The organism is Pararhizobium sp. IMCC3301, assembly GCF_030758315.1.
Lineage (GTDB): Bacteria > Pseudomonadota > Alphaproteobacteria > Rhizobiales.
Map to the genome: position 1 here is coordinate 841524 of NZ_CP132336.1, position 14617 is coordinate 856140.

Sequence of the window (14617 nt, forward strand, 5' to 3'; positions counted from 1 at the left end):
CAATTCCGATCGGCCTAAAAAACGGTATGTCCAGCAGTCTCAGTTCGCGCGGTGGGTTTATTCCGCCGCGTCGATCTGTGGTTGTTCGTCATTCTCGGCCTTGAGGTCTTCCAGGGTGTTTTCCAACTCCACATTCAGACCAAGTGACCGCATTTCCTTGACCAGCACATTGAAGCTTTCCGGAATGCCGGCTTCGAACGTATCGTCGCCGCGGACGATCGCTTCATAGACTTTGGTGCGTCCGGCCACGTCATCGGATTTGACGGTCAGCATTTCCTGCAATGTGTAGGCAGCGCCATAAGCCTCAAGAGCCCACACTTCCATTTCACCGAACCGCTGGCCGCCGAACTGCGCCTTACCACCCAGCGGCTGCTGAGTGACGAGGGAGTATGGTCCTATCGAACGGGCGTGGATCTTGTCATCGACAAGGTGATGCAGTTTCAGCATATAGATGTAGCCCACCGTGACCTGACGGTCGAACTGGGTTCCTGTCCGTCCATCATACAGCGTGCTTTGTCCAGAGCCGTCCAGCTTGGCCTTCTCAAGCATGGTAACCACATCAGGTTCCCGCGCACCGTCAAACACCGGTGTTGCCATCGGCACACCGCGTTTCAGGTTGTTGGCAAGCCTGACCACGGAATCATCATCCAGATCGACAATATTGTCATTCTGTGCATTCTGCCCGTAAATATCTTCCAGAATTGCCCGCAACGGTTTGATATCTCTGGATTTTTCGAAATCGCGAACCTGTTTGCCGATCTGCAATCCAAGCCCTGCACAGGCCCAGCCGAGATGGGTTTCCAGGATCTGGCCGACATTCATCCGGCTTGGCACGCCAAGCGGATTGAGAACGATGTCCACCTGGGTGCCATCTTCCAGATAGGGCATGTCTTCAATCGGAACAATACGCGAAACCACACCCTTATTGCCGTGACGTCCGGCCATTTTGTCACCCGGTTGAAGCTTGCGCTTCACGGCGACAAACACTTTTACCATCTTCATCACGCCGGGCGGCAGCTCATCACCACGTTGCAGCTTGTCGATTTTGTCGAGGAAGCGCGTTTCAAGCTCCTTGCGGCTGTCATCATACTGCTCTTTCAGAGCTTCCAGCTCGCCCATCAACTTGTCGTCTTCGACCGCCAGCAGCCACCACTGTGACCTCGGATACTCTTCCAGAACCTCGTCGGTCACCTCGGTGCCCTTCTTGAAGTTCTTGGGACCGGCCACAGCCTTCTTGCCACGGATCATATCCGACAGTCGGCTATACACGTTGCGGTCAAGAATGGCCTGTTCGTCGTCGCGGTCCTTCGCCAGAGTTTCGATCTGCTCGCGCTCGATCGCCATGGCCCGCTCATCTTTTTCGATGCCGTGACGGTTGAACACCCGTACTTCGACAACCGTTCCGGTAACACCTGGCGGCAGGCGCAGGGACGTGTCGCGCACGTCCGAGGCTTTCTCGCCGAAAATGGCCCGCAGAAGCTTTTCTTCCGGAGTCATCGGGCTTTCACCCTTCGGCGTGATCTTGCCGACCAGAATGTCGCCAGGATCAACCTCGGCACCGATATAGACAATGCCGGCCTCATCGAGGTTTTTCAGAGCCTCTTCAGAGACATTCGGAATATCGCGGGTGATTTCCTCAGGCCCAAGCTTGGTGTCACGCGCCATCACCTCAAATTCTTCAAGGTGAATGGACGTGAACACGTCATCGCGCACGATGCGCTCGGAAATCAGGATCGAATCCTCGAAATTGTAGCCATTCCAGGGCATGAATGCGACCAGCACGTTCTTGCCAAGCGCCAGATCACCCAATTCGGTCGATGGGCCATCAGCGATGATGTCACCCTTCTTGACCTGCTCGCCAACCTCGACCAGCGGCCGCTGGTTGATGCAGGTATCCTGATTGGAGCGTTGGAATTTCATCAGGCGGTAAATATCAACGCCGGATTTTGACGGGTCCAACTCTTCGGTTGCACGGATCACGATACGGGTCGCATCGACCTGATCCACCACACCGGTGCGGCGGGTGGTAATGGCAGCACCGGAATCACGCGCGACAACGGATTCCATACCGGTTCCGACAAAAGGAGCCTCTGCCTTCAGCAGCGGCACTGCCTGACGCATCATATTGGAGCCCATCAGAGCCCGGTTCGCATCATCGTTTTCCAAAAACGGAATCAGAGCCGCGGCAACCGAGACCAGCTGCTTTGGCGACACATCCATCAGTGTCACGGCGTCTGCCGGCATTGACAGCACATCGCCTGATTTGCGGCAGGTCACCATTTCATTCAGGAAGCTGTTATCATCGCCCAGAAGCGCATTGGCCTGGGCCACCACGTGCTTGGCCTCTTCCATGGCTGACAGATAGACCACATTATCGGTCACCTTGCCGTCTTCCACGGTGCGGTAAGGGCTTTCGATAAAGCCATATTTATTGACGCGTGCGAAGGTCGCCAGCGAGTTGATCAGGCCGATATTCGGACCTTCCGGCGTTTCAATCGGGCAGATGCGGCCATAATGGGTCGGATGCACATCGCGCACCTCAAAACCGGCGCGCTCACGGGTCAGACCACCTGGTCCAAGTGCCGAAAGACGGCGCTTGTGGGTGATTTCCGAAAGCGGATTGGTCTGATCCATGAACTGCGACAATTGCGATGAGCCGAAGAATTCACGCACTGCGGCGGCAGCCGGCTTGGCGTTGATCAGATCCTGCGGCATCACCGTGTCGATTTCCACCGATGACATGCGTTCCTTGATGGCCCGCTCCATACGCAGAAGGCCAACCCGGTACTGGTTTTCCATCAACTCGCCGACCGAGCGCAGACGGCGGTTGCCGAGATTGTCAATATCGTCAATCTCGCCCCTGCCGTCGCGCAGACCTACAAGGGTCTTGACGACTTCCAGAATGTCATCCTTGCGCAGCACGCGAACTGTATCTTCGACATCCAGATCCAGACGCATATTCATCTTCACCCGGCCAACAGCCGACAGATCATAGCGCTCGGAATCAAAGAACAGCGAGGTGAACATCGCTTCCGCGCTTTCCATGGTGGGCGGCTCGCCCGGACGCATGACGCGGTAAATGTCGAACAGAGCGGTTTCGCGGCTTTCATTCTTGTCAGCCGCCAGCGTGTTGCGGATGTAAGGACCGGCATTGGCATAATCGATGTCCAGAACCGGCACATCATTATAACCCATTTCCTCAAGCAGCACGAGATTGTCCTCGGTGATCTCATCACCGGCTTCCATGAAAATCTCACCGGTTTCCGTGGAGACGATTTCCTCTGCGATGAATTCACCGATCAGATCTTCATTGCTGACTTTGAGCGCCTTGACACCTTTTTCTTCCAGATCGCGTGCAGAGCGGGCTGTCAGTTTCTTGCCTGCTTCAACAATCACTTCACCGCTATCCGCGTCGATCAGATCAACAACAGCTTTGGTTCCGCGCATCTTGGACGCTTCGAAAGGCTTGCGCCAGCCATCCTTGATGCGGCTGAAGGTGATGATATTGAAGAAGGTGTCGAGGATTTCCTCACTGTCCAGGCCAAGCGCGAACAGCAGTGTCGTCACTGGAATTTTGCGGCGGCGATCGATGCGCGCGTGAACGATATCCTTCGCGTCGAACTCGATGTCGAGCCAGGAACCGCGATAGGGAATAATGCGTGAGGCGAAAAGCAGCTTGCCGGACGAATGGGTTTTGCCCTTGTCATGGTCGAAAAACACGCCGGGAGAGCGGTGCATCTGCGAGACAATCACCCGTTCCGTGCCATTGACCACAAAGGTGCCATTGCCGGTCATCAGCGGCATGTCGCCCATATAGACGTCCTGCTCCTTGATATCCTTGACCGATTTGGCACCGGTGTCCTCATCAATATCAAACACGATCAGACGCAGGCGTACTTTCAGCGGCGCAGCAAAGGTGATGCCACGCTGACGGCACTCCTCGACATCATATTTCGGGGCTTCAAATTCATACTCAACAAATTCCAGAAGCGAAGAGCCGGCGAAGTCGGAAATCGGGAATACTGATTTGAAAACTGCCTGAAGCCCTTCCTCAGGCCGCTCGCCTGGCAACTTGTCAGCCTGAAGAAACTGATCATAAGAAGCCTTCTGGACCTCGATCAGGTTCGGCATGCTTGCCACTTCTCGAATGGAACCAAAAAATTTACGAACTTGTTTGCGACCGGTATATGTCTCAGCCATTTGGCACCTCATGTCGTCCTAAAAACATATGTCATTTCAGACATTTGTTCAAAAATCCCGCTCGATTACGCTGCAGCGCGGGCCTTCAAAACAAGTGTCTCTCCTGCACACTATTCCGCCCTGCGAAACCGTGCGCCAGAGACGCGTAAAAGCGCTTTAAAAAAAAGCGCTTTCAACAGGTCAAATCCGGGCCGCCAGGCGGCCCGGATTCAAGGATGTCTTCGAACTTATTTGAGTTCGACAGTCGCGCCAGCTGCTTCGAGCTTGGCTTTGATATCTTCTGCTTCACCTTTTGAGGCAGCTTCCTTGACGGCCTTGGGAGCAGATTCAACCAGATCTTTTGCTTCTTTGAGGCCCAGGCCGGTAATGGCACGGACTTCTTTGATCACGTTGATTTTCTTTTCGCCGGCAGCCATCAGCATAACGTCGAATTCGTCTTTTTCTTCTTCAGCAGCAGCTTCGCCGCCGCCACCTGGAGCTGCAGCAACAGCAACAGCAGCAGAGGCCGAAACGCCCCATTTTTCTTCCAGCATCTTGGACAGCTCGGCGGCTTCCAGAACACTGAGATTCGACAGGTCATCTACGATTTTTTCAAGATCAGCCATTTTCATTTCTTTCAAGTTTGCTTTGGTTTGAACCAATAGAGTTGAGTTGCATTCGGCCTTACGCCGCTTCGTCCTTTTTGGCATATGCCCCAAACACACGCGCCAGCTGGCCGGCGGGTGCATTGATGAGCTGAGCGATACGGGTTGCAGGTGTATTGATCATACCCACAAGTTTCGCGCGCAATTCATCAAGCGACGGCATGGAAGCAAGTTCTTTCACACCGGAAGCATCAAGGGCTGTGGCTCCCATCGTGCCGCCGAGAATGACAAGCTTGTCATTCGTCTTGGCAAAATCGGAGGCCACTTTTGGCGCTGCTACCGGATCTTCCGCATAAGCGATCAGGGTAGGCCCCTGAAACAGATCCGACATTGATTCAGCGTCGGTACCTTTAAGAGCGAGCTTGGCAAGGCGGTTTTTTGCAACTTTGACGGACGCACCCTGGTCGCGCATCTGATTGCGTAAAGCAGTCATCTGGGCCACGGTGAGACCGGCATAATGAGCAACAACCACACTGCCTGATGCATTGAATACATCACCCAGTATGGATACCATTTCGGTTTTTTCCGCTCTATCCACTGCGTCTCTTCTCCATTTGACCTCTCGGGCGAAAATCGCCTAAGGGGCCGGTTTACGAATGCCGCGTCAGCCTCTTGAAAGATGCTGCTGCGGCGCGATACCCTGCCCCCTTGCAATGTGCCTACGCGCGCACTGCCAGGTCCGTTGGTTCAAACCAGCAAGGTTCCCTGCGGAACCGCAAGCTGGTTATTCCCTATCTGTGCGGGCGATTTTTAAACCATCTCGTTGTTTAGAACGATCCGGTGCCAGCAGTCTCGGACAGGTTTGCCATCTTTTCAGATGACCACCCCGCCAGCGAACCGGCGGGGAATTCTCTTTTTGTTAAGCGTTTGAAACGCTTGTCGGATCAACGTGAATGCCAGGACCCATTGTCGAGGTGATGGCAAAACGCTTCACAAAAGTACCCTTGGCACCGGTTGGACGCGATTTGGACACCGCGTCTGCAAAGGCCTGGATATTCTCGACAATCGCATCCTTTGTGAATGATGCTTTGCCGACGCCGGCATGCAGAACGCCGGCCTTTTCAACGCGAAACTCTACGGCACCGCCTTTGGCGGCAGCTACGGCAGCGGCAATATCCATGGTGACGGTGCCAACCTTCGGGTTCGGCATCATGCCACGGGGGCCGAGCACCTTACCCAGGCGACCGACCAGCGGCATCATATCCGGAGTTGCGATACATCGGTCGAAATCGATGTTGCCCTTCTGAACTTCTTCCATCAGATCTTCAGCACCGACAACATCGGCGCCGGCCTTTCGGGCTTCATCGGCTTTGGCATCTTTTGCAAATACGGCGACACGAACATTGCGGCCCGAACCGTTGGGCAGATTGCACACGCCGCGCACCATCTGGTCAGCGTGACGCGGGTCCACGCCCAGATTCATTGCAACTTCGATAGTCTCGTCAAATTTTGCATTGGCGTGTTGTTTCAGCAGATTGACCGCTTCGGACAAATCATACAGCTTGTGCCGATCGATGGCTTCACCGTTGTTGCGAACTCTTTTACCTGATTTTGACATTGTCTTTACCCCGCAACCTTAAGACCCATCGAACGCGCAGACCCGGCAACCATCCGCATGGCAGCTTCCAGATCATTTGCATTCAGGTCCTGCATCTTGGCTTCAGCAATCTCCCGCACCGCAGCGCTGGAAACAGATCCGGCAGAGGTTTTCCCGGGTGTCTCGGAACCTTTTTTCAGTTTTGCAGCCTTTTTCAAAAGAAATGAAACCGGCGGGGTTTTCATCACAAATGTAAAAGATTTATCCTGGTAAATGGTCAGGATTACCGGAATCGGCTGGCCTTTTTCCATTTCCTGCGTCTTGGCATTGAATGCCTTGCAGAATTCCATGATATTAACGCCGCGCTGACCAAGGGCCGGCCCGATAGGCGGGGACGGATTGGCTGCGCCGGCTGGTACCTGAAGCTTCAGATACCCGGCAATTTTCTTCGCCATAGTTCACTCCGTGTCATGCCGGCACCGCCGGCGTTGGGTGTCCGTGGTCCGGAAAGTTCGGGTGTGGCGCACCCGACCTGCCTTCCACGATTCAAACATCAGATCAACTTAAAGTTTTTCGACCTGATTATACTCCAGTTCAACCGGCGTCGGCCGGCCGAAAATGGAAACTGCTACCTTGAGCCTTGCACGCTCTTCATCGACCTCTTCGATATGGCCATTGAACGAGGCCAGCGGCCCATCCGATACGCGTACCTGCTCACCGATTTCAAAACTGATCGAGGGTTTCGGACGCTCAACACCTTCCTGAACCTGTTGCAGAATGCGCATCGCCTCTGCTTCGGGAATAGGCATCGGTTTGTTTTCAGAGCCCAGAAATCCGGTCACTTTCGGTGTATTCTTGATGAGATGAAATGCTTCATCCGTCAGATCCACCTTCGCCAGAATATATCCGGGAAAGAATTTACGCTCTGTATCGACCTTGCGGCCACGGCGCACTTCAACCACTTTTTCGGTTGGTACCACGACCTGTTCGAACTGATCTTCAAGGCCGGCAGATGCAACGCGTTCCATAATGGAAGCGGCAACCTTGTTCTCAAAGTTCGAATATGCCTGAACGATATACCAGCGTTTCGCCATGTATTGTACCTTCCCTAGCGGCCCAAAGTCAGAAGCTGTCCAACGCCCCAACCCAGAAGTTGATCTGCCAAAAAGAAGAAAATCGCGGCCAAAAACACCATGATCAGAACCATCACAGTCGTAACGAGGGTTTCACGGCGTGAAGGCCATGTAACTTTGGACACTTCAGCGCGGACCTGCTGAATAAATGTGAAAGGATTTGTTTTTGCCATAAAGCGCGCTCAAATGGGCCGAGCGCACTAGCATCAGGCTGGCGCGCTTCGGTCATGACTAAGGTCAACGTTGATAGCCGCCATATAAGACAGCAGCCAGAAAGATACAAGCGAATAATGCCGGGAACCGGGCCGGCAAGGTCCGCTTGTATCCAATTTTGGCAGGGGCAGCAGGATTCGAACCCGCGACCTACGGTTTTGGAGACCGTCGCTCTACCAACTGAGCTATACCCCTAAGCTTCGATTACTCGATGATGCTTGCGACGATGCCGGCCCCGACGGTACGTCCGCCTTCACGAATGGCAAAGCGCAGCCGCTCTTCCATGGCGATCGGAACGATCAGTTCGACATCCATCTCGACATTATCACCCGGCATCACCATTTCCGTGCCTTCGGGAAGATGAACAATACCGGTCACATCCGTTGTCCGGAAGTAGAACTGGGGACGGTAATTGGTCAGGAATGGCGTATGACGCCCGCCCTCTTCCTTCGTCAGAATATAGGCTTCCGCCTTGAACTTAGTGTGGGGCTTCACAGTACCCGGCTTGCACAGAACCTGGCCGCGCTCAACATCTTCACGCTGAACACCGCGCAGCAGTGCGCCGATATTGTCACCCGCCTGGCCGCTGTCCAGCAGCTTGCGGAACATCTCAACACCGGTACAGGTCGATTTCTGCGTATCGCGAATGCCGACAATCTCAATCTCGTCGCCAACCTTGATGACGCCACGCTCAACACGACCGGTCACAACCGTACCGCGCCCCGAAATCGAAAACACATCTTCGATCGGCATCAGGAACGCCTGGTCAATCGGACGCTCGGGCTGCGGAATATACTCGTCAACCGTCTTCATCAGCGCGCGGATCGCTTCTTCACCGATCTTCTCATCACGGCCCTCAAGCGCCGCAAGCGCGGACCCCATCGTTACCGGAATATCATCGCCAGGATACTCATAGGCTACCAGCAACTCGCGGATTTCCATCTCGACAAGCTCAAGCAGTTCCTCATCGTCAACCTGGTCAACCTTGTTCATGAAAACCACAAGCGAGGGAACACCAACCTGACGCGCCAGCAAAATGTGCTCGCGGGTCTGTGGCATCGGGCCATCAGTCGCGGACACAACCAGAATCGCACCATCCATCTGAGCCGCACCGGTGATCATGTTCTTCACATAATCCGCGTGGCCCGGACAATCGACATGGGCGTAGTGGCGCGCATCCGTTTCATACTCAACGTGAGCAGTGGAAATCGTAATGCCGCGTGCCTTTTCTTCCGGTGCACCATCAATCTCGTCATAAGCCTTGAATTCACCAAAATATTTCGTAATCGCTGCCGTCAATGTCGTCTTGCCGTGGTCAACATGACCAATCGTGCCAATGTTCGCATGCGGCTTATTGCGTTTAAACTTTTCCTTGGCCATCGGACCGGATTTCCTTGCAACTATCAGGTGGCGGCGCCACCGAATTCCTGTTTCAGGCTGGCTATCAGCCTGTATCTCGCGCCCGGTCTGCTTTTCTGCAGCCCGGCAGTTGGAGCGGGTAGCGGGAATCGAACCCGCGTCTTCAGCTTGGAAGGCTGTTGCTCTACCTCTGAGCTATACCCGCCTGTAGTTCGAATTTGGCCCGTCGTTCGAATTTGATGGTGGAGGGAGCTGGATTTGAACCAGCGTAGGCATAGCCAACGGATTTACAGTCCGCCCCTTTTAACCGCTCAGGCATCCCTCCGAAATCAAACCCTGTCTGGGTCGGCACACCTGCCCAAACAAAAACGCCCGCAATTTCTCGCAGGTGCTTCGGTGGCCGTGGTTATGCAGATGCTGATGCAACATGTCAACGCAGGATTCAACGTCGCCACGGCTTTTTTGGCCCAATTGCGCCCAAGACCCGGAATCTGCCCCTTGCACCGTGCTGCGGCAGGCATTCCGCCACCACAACCAGTGTGTTTCGGACTAACACTGAGATGGGGATTACCGGTGCGATTTCAAAGTCGCCACCACAGCAATTGGTCGAGCGGTAAAATTGTTGCAGCCCCCAATTGCAGTCCCCAGTTGCAGCCCATCAGGCCGGTTTTTACCGTAGCTCCATTTACAGAGCATCAGAAATTCGCGATACCTTCACTCCGGCGATGACATTCCAGCGATGTTGAGGGCTGACCACCGGGATAAGCTGACCACTGGGATAACATGAGCAAACACAACCACAAAACCGGCCACAAATCCGGCCACAAAAATGACCGCAAGCGCGAGCATCAGGACAAGGGTCAAAGTTTCGGCAAGCCCCGTGATCTGGACGAAACCGTCAAGCTTTACGGTTACCATGCTTGCGAAGCGGCGCTGCGCAACGCCAACAGGCGCATCATTCAGGCCAGCATCACCCGGAACCTGGCTGACAGGTTGATTGCGGAAGCCGTTGCCTTGCCGGAAGGCTGGCGCGAAGTGCGTCCCAGGGACCTTGACCAGTTGGTCGAACGCGACGCGGTCCATCAGGGCATCGTTCTGGAGGCGGAACGGCTTTCCCAACCAACTCTGGAAGATGTACGGCATCATGATCTGGTGGTTGTGCTTGACCAGGTGACCGATCCGCACAATGTCGGGGCGATCATCCGTTCAGCCTGTGCCCTTGGGGCCGGCGCGGTGGTGACAACCCTGCGCAACGCGCCGCATGAAAACGGCCTTCTGGCCAAGACTGCGTCCGGAGCGTTTGAACATGTCCCCTATATTCAGGTGACAAACCTGGCACGCGCTGTGGAGGAAATCAGGGCGTTGCAATTTTCCGCGATAGGTCTCGACAGCGAAGGCCCCAGCGATCTGATCAAGAGCCTTGCCGATCATGGCGGTGAAAAAATTGCACTGATTCTGGGGGCTGAGGGCCGCGGCCTGAGACGTCTGACGCGCGATCTGTGCGATGCTCTGGCCCGTCTCGACATGCCGGGTCCGATCAAGAGCCTGAATGTCTCGAATGCCGCCGCCTTGTCTCTGTTTGTCTGCCGCCAGTCGCTGGATGCTCAGGCCGGCTCTGCCGATTAATTCTGTCACGCTCGACAGACCTGAAATCTAGGAGACCTTCAACCGCTTACCTCTGTCTGCAGCGACGAAGGACTGGGCGATTTTCGTCAACTCCTCGCTCAGCCTCGAAGCCAGGTCATCTGCACTTGGTTCCGAGCTTTCACGGTGCATTGCCGCTATCGCATTGACATGTTGTTCAATCAGGGCTGGAGGCACGACCGCCAGTGTTTCCGGATCTTCAAGAATCATGCACAGGCTGGCCGCCACAGTTGCGATATAAGGTTTGCCGTAAGTCGCAGCCTGGCCCTTAAGATCATGAGCGGCGCGAAACAGCGGGGCGATCGCCCCTTCCGCGTCCTGATCGACCGGTTCGCTCGCAGTGATGTAGTCCTCCCAGGCTTGTTTCAGGCGGGAGATATCGCTCTTAATCCACTCGTCAAACTGCGGTTCCAGTTTTTTCAATTCGCGCTCGGCCCTTGCCACCGGATCTTCAAGAGGCTGGCCTTGGGCTTGCAGAATCGGCTTTACCTTGTCTTTCAACTTGTTCGGCGGCTCGATGAGCTCATGAGCGGAACTGCCGGAGCCCACCATACGGGTCGGAACGTCTGGATCTGTCATATCATGCCACCGATTGTTCCTTGGGATGTTGAATCAGGCCCGCGACTTCGGTTACCTGACCAATGCTGTCTTCATTGCCACGACGTTCTTCTCCGCCATAGGCCATTGGAGTGATGACGCGCCTGCGGTCAGGGCCGAAAAAAGTCTTGGTTCTGATAAACGGCCGGGGCGACACGACCGACAGAACAATGCGCTGATAGAGCGCCTTTGCAGACAGGGGTTTGCAGACAAATTCCGTCACGCCCGCATCCCGCGCTTCAATAACCCGCTTCTTGTCAGAATGGCCGGTGATCATGATAATCGGCACATACGGGTAAATGCTGGTTTCCTTGTTGCGCAGCATGCGGGTCAGTTCAAGCCCGTTGAAAATTGGCATTGACCAGTCAAGAATAATGAAATCCGGTGAGCTGGATTGAAACAGCTCCAGACCAGAGGCGCCATCCTCGGCCTCGATCACTTCCCGGATGCCAAATCCTTGAAGCAACATGCGAACAATTCGCCTCATATGCGCATTGTCATCGACGACAAGACATCTCAGCGCCGATAAATTAACTGGTCTCATAGGGTGAGAAACTTTCATTCCCTGTAACTTCAGCCGAACCACAAAATTAGCCGGTGAGGTCTTAATAGTCCGTTTCCTGCCAGGCCGGATTGGTACACAGGGTTTTACACCGGGCACGGGATTTAACCGGGCTGACAGTCTGTTTCAGCACAACTGGCAGAGACGGACAGAGCAGCCTCTTTCGTATTTCTTCGTTTGACACTCATATATCTTCGTTTTATGACAAACCAAACGGCAGGAGACGCGCCCCCGAAAAACCCGTCTCCAGAGATCCGCCCCCGAGAGAACCATCCTCGAGAGAACCATCCCTGAGAGCCCCTCGATGAGCCAGCCCACATCCCGCGCCTCCGATAGTTCCAATGCGCAGGGCGGCGATTCACCCGGGCCCGATCAGACACCCTATCCCGACCAGACTCCCTATGATGTGTTCATCATTGGCGGTGGCATAAATGGGGTTGGCATCGCGCGCGATGCAGTTGGACGCGGCTACACGGTGGCTCTTGCGGAAATCAATGATCTGGCCTCCGGCACATCTTCATGCTCGACCAAACTCATCCATGGCGGACTGCGCTATCTGGAACATTATGAATTCCGCCTTGTCCGCGAAGCGCTTATGGAACGCGAAACACTCTGGGCCATGGCCCCGCACATCATCTGGCCACTGCGATTTGTCCTGCCGCATCACAAGGATACCCGGCCGGCCTGGCTGATCCGTATCGGCCTGTTTCTTTACGATCATATTGGTGGCCGCAAAAAGCTGCCCGGCACGACAACGCTTGATCTTGCAAATGATCCTGCGGGACTGCCGCTAAAACCGCATTTCAGAAAGGCTTTCGAATATTCCGACTGTTGGGTCAATGATGCCCGACTGGTGGTCCTGAATGCGCGCGATGCGGCGGACCGGGGCGCACAAATCGATACGGCCACTAAAGTTGTCTTGATCCGGCGGGCGGGCCAATTATGGCAGATCGGACTTGAGGACAGGCTGACCGGCAAATCCCGGCAGGTCGAGGCCCGCTGCCTTGTCAACGCGGCCGGACCCTGGGTCGATCACATTCTGAAAGATGCTCTTGGCCGAAAAGATACCCACAATGTCCGTCTGGTCCAGGGCAGCCATATCGTCATCAAGCGGAAATTCGACGATCCGCGCGCCTATTTCTTTCAGAACAATGATGGCCGCATCTTTTTCGCAATTCCCTATGAACGGGATTTTACCCTGATCGGCACCACCGACCGGGATTATCAGGGCGATCCGAAAAATGTCACGATCAGCGATGAGGAAACTGACTATCTGATCAACGCTGCGGCAGAATATTTCAGCGAACCGGTTCAGAGGTCGGATATTGTCTGGACCTATTCCGGTGTCCGCCCGCTCTATGACGACGGCGCATCGAAGGCCCAGGAGGCAACACGGGATTATGTCCTGAAGAGCGAAGGCAAACCGGAAGAGCCCAAACTGATCAACATTTTTGGTGGAAAAATAACCACTTACCGCAGGTTAGCTGAATCGATGCTTGAGAAGATTGAAGATGCAATCGGCTCCAAAGGCAAACCCTGGACAGAGGGTGCCACCCTGCCCGGCGGCGGTTTTGATGCGCTTGCCTTTGACAGCGAACTGATGCGCTTTGAGGCCGAATTCCCTTTCCTGCAACCGGATCATGCCTGGCGCCTGTTCCGGCTTTACGGCACGCGCGCCCGGACAATCGTCAAGGATGCAACGAGCATTGCGGATCTTGGAGAGAATTTCGGGTCTGATCTGACCGAATCGGAAGTGCGTTATCTGATGCGCGAGGAATGGGCCCGCACCGCCCAGGATGTTTTATGGCGCCGGACGAAACGCGGGCTGGTGATACAGGATGAAGCGGATATTGCCCGCCTGGACAATTTCATGGCAGAACAATTGCCCGCCTTCCTCACGGTTTGAAGCCGGGTCCAACAAGTCGCCATGACCATCAATTTCACTAATATTGAAATTGTTCGGCCAGTATTCTTTCATCCCACGAATGATCCGGATCAAACAGCAGGCCGCACTGGCTTTCGGGGTCCTCCCAGGCAACGACCCTTTCGACAGTTTTGAATTCCGTGTGGTCCGCCACCGCATTGACCGGCCGCTTGTCTGCATCCAGCACATCAATGGTCAATTTGGCCCTGTTGGGCAACAACGCTCCGCGCCATCGCCTGGGCCGGAACGGACTGATCGGCGTGAGAGCCAGCAGTGGCGCATTGATCGGCAGAATCGGGCCATGTGCCGACAGATTGTAAGCTGTGCTGCCCTGCGGCGTCGCCAGCAAAATCCCGTCACAGATCAATTCCCGCATGCGAACCCGGTCATCTACTGAAATCTGCAGCTTGGCGGCCTGATAGGATTGCCGCAGCAGTGAAACTTCGTTCAGCGCATAGGCGCGCTCGGCCTTTCCGCCCGCCAATGTGACTTCCATGACCAACGGATGAATTATCGTAGACACTGCATTCAGAATGCGCTGTTCCAAGAGTTCAACCGCAAATTCATTCATCAGAAAGCCGATTGAACCGCGATTCAGGCCGTACAGCATTTTTCCTGAATTCATATAGGTGTGCAGCGCCCGCAACATGCTGCCATCGCCGCCAAGCACGACAATGACATCTGCATCCTGGGAGGCCACGGTGCTGTAGTGCGAGCGAAGTTCGGAAAGAGCCTGCTGGGCGTCCTCCGCGTCGCTCGCTTCAAATGCGAATTTCATGCCGCCTACCTTGTTTGCTAAGCTTC

13 protein-coding genes and 3 tRNA genes are annotated in these 14617 nt (G+C 54.8%); 2 read left to right on the forward strand and 14 right to left on the reverse strand.

The annotated features are described in order from the left end of the window. Positions 1–57: 57 nt before the first annotated feature. The 11 genes from rpoB to RAL88_RS03930 all read right to left on the reverse strand — a co-directional run bounded on the left by rpoB (position 58) and on the right by RAL88_RS03930 (position 9411). Positions 58–4200: a DNA-directed RNA polymerase subunit beta gene (rpoB, locus tag RAL88_RS03880; RefSeq protein ID WP_306267418.1), complete on the reverse strand. Its 4143-nt coding sequence runs from the start codon at positions 4198–4200 to the stop codon at positions 58–60. A gap of 227 nt (positions 4201–4427) precedes the next feature. Beyond that, complete coding sequence (rplL, locus tag RAL88_RS03885) at positions 4428–4805, reverse strand: 50S ribosomal protein L7/L12 (protein ID WP_306267419.1); 378 nt, start codon at positions 4803–4805, stop codon at positions 4428–4430. 58 nt (positions 4806–4863) lie between these two features. Beyond that, complete coding sequence (gene rplJ / locus RAL88_RS03890) at positions 4864–5382, reverse strand: 50S ribosomal protein L10 (RefSeq protein ID WP_306267420.1); 519 nt, start codon at positions 5380–5382, stop codon at positions 4864–4866. 321 nt (positions 5383–5703) lie between these two features. After that, entirely contained in the window at positions 5704–6402 is a 699-nt protein-coding gene (rplA, locus tag RAL88_RS03895; RefSeq protein WP_306267421.1) for a 50S ribosomal protein L1, read from the reverse strand. A gap of 5 nt (positions 6403–6407) precedes the next feature. Continuing rightward, positions 6408–6836, reverse strand: a complete 429-nt coding sequence (gene rplK / locus RAL88_RS03900) for a 50S ribosomal protein L11 (protein ID WP_306267422.1) — start codon at positions 6834–6836, stop codon at positions 6408–6410. Between the two features lie 108 nt (positions 6837–6944). Further along, entirely contained in the window at positions 6945–7475 is a 531-nt protein-coding gene (nusG, locus tag RAL88_RS03905; RefSeq protein WP_306267423.1) for a transcription termination/antitermination protein NusG, read from the reverse strand. 14 nt (positions 7476–7489) lie between these two features. Then, positions 7490–7687, reverse strand: a complete 198-nt coding sequence (secE, locus tag RAL88_RS03910) for a preprotein translocase subunit SecE (RefSeq protein ID WP_306267424.1) — start codon at positions 7685–7687, stop codon at positions 7490–7492. 159 nt (positions 7688–7846) lie between these two features. Continuing rightward, positions 7847–7922 (reverse strand) — tRNA-Trp (locus RAL88_RS03915). A gap of 9 nt (positions 7923–7931) precedes the next feature. Continuing rightward, positions 7932–9107 carry an elongation factor Tu gene (gene tuf, locus RAL88_RS03920; protein WP_306267412.1) on the reverse strand — a complete coding sequence of 392 codons (1176 nt, stop codon included), beginning with the start codon at positions 9105–9107 and terminating at the stop codon, positions 7932–7934. Positions 9108–9217: 110 nt separating this feature from the next. Continuing rightward, positions 9218–9291: transfer RNA gene (locus RAL88_RS03925), tRNA-Gly, on the reverse strand. Between the two features lie 35 nt (positions 9292–9326). Then, a tRNA-Tyr gene (locus RAL88_RS03930) sits at positions 9327–9411 on the reverse strand. Between the two features lie 458 nt (positions 9412–9869). Between RAL88_RS03930 and RAL88_RS03935 the strand changes: the two genes are divergently transcribed. Further along, positions 9870–10712, forward strand: a complete 843-nt coding sequence (locus tag RAL88_RS03935; protein ID WP_306267425.1) for an RNA methyltransferase — start codon at positions 9870–9872, stop codon at positions 10710–10712. A 27-nt stretch (positions 10713–10739) separates the two neighbouring features. Here RAL88_RS03935 and RAL88_RS03940 read toward each other — a convergent pair whose 3' ends face one another. Together RAL88_RS03940 and RAL88_RS03945 are read right to left on the reverse strand one after the other, a co-directional pair. After that, positions 10740–11309 (reverse strand): Hpt domain-containing protein, encoded by a 570-nt coding sequence (locus RAL88_RS03940; RefSeq protein ID WP_306267426.1) that lies wholly within the window; start codon positions 11307–11309, stop codon positions 10740–10742. Position 11310: 1 nt separating this feature from the next. Further along, positions 11311–11871 (reverse strand): PleD family two-component system response regulator, encoded by a 561-nt coding sequence (locus RAL88_RS03945; protein WP_306267427.1) that lies wholly within the window; start codon positions 11869–11871, stop codon positions 11311–11313. Between the two features lie 322 nt (positions 11872–12193). Here RAL88_RS03945 and glpD point away from each other — a divergent pair, with 322 nt between their 5' ends. Beyond that, positions 12194–13795 carry a glycerol-3-phosphate dehydrogenase gene (glpD, locus tag RAL88_RS03950; protein ID WP_306267428.1) on the forward strand — a complete coding sequence of 534 codons (1602 nt, stop codon included), beginning with the start codon at positions 12194–12196 and terminating at the stop codon, positions 13793–13795. Positions 13796–13832: 37 nt separating this feature from the next. On the opposite strand, the gene RAL88_RS03955 is transcribed toward glpD, so the two are convergent. Further along, positions 13833–14591 carry an NAD kinase gene (locus RAL88_RS03955; RefSeq protein ID WP_306267429.1) on the reverse strand — a complete coding sequence of 253 codons (759 nt, stop codon included), beginning with the start codon at positions 14589–14591 and terminating at the stop codon, positions 13833–13835. Positions 14592–14617 lie beyond the last annotated feature (26 nt).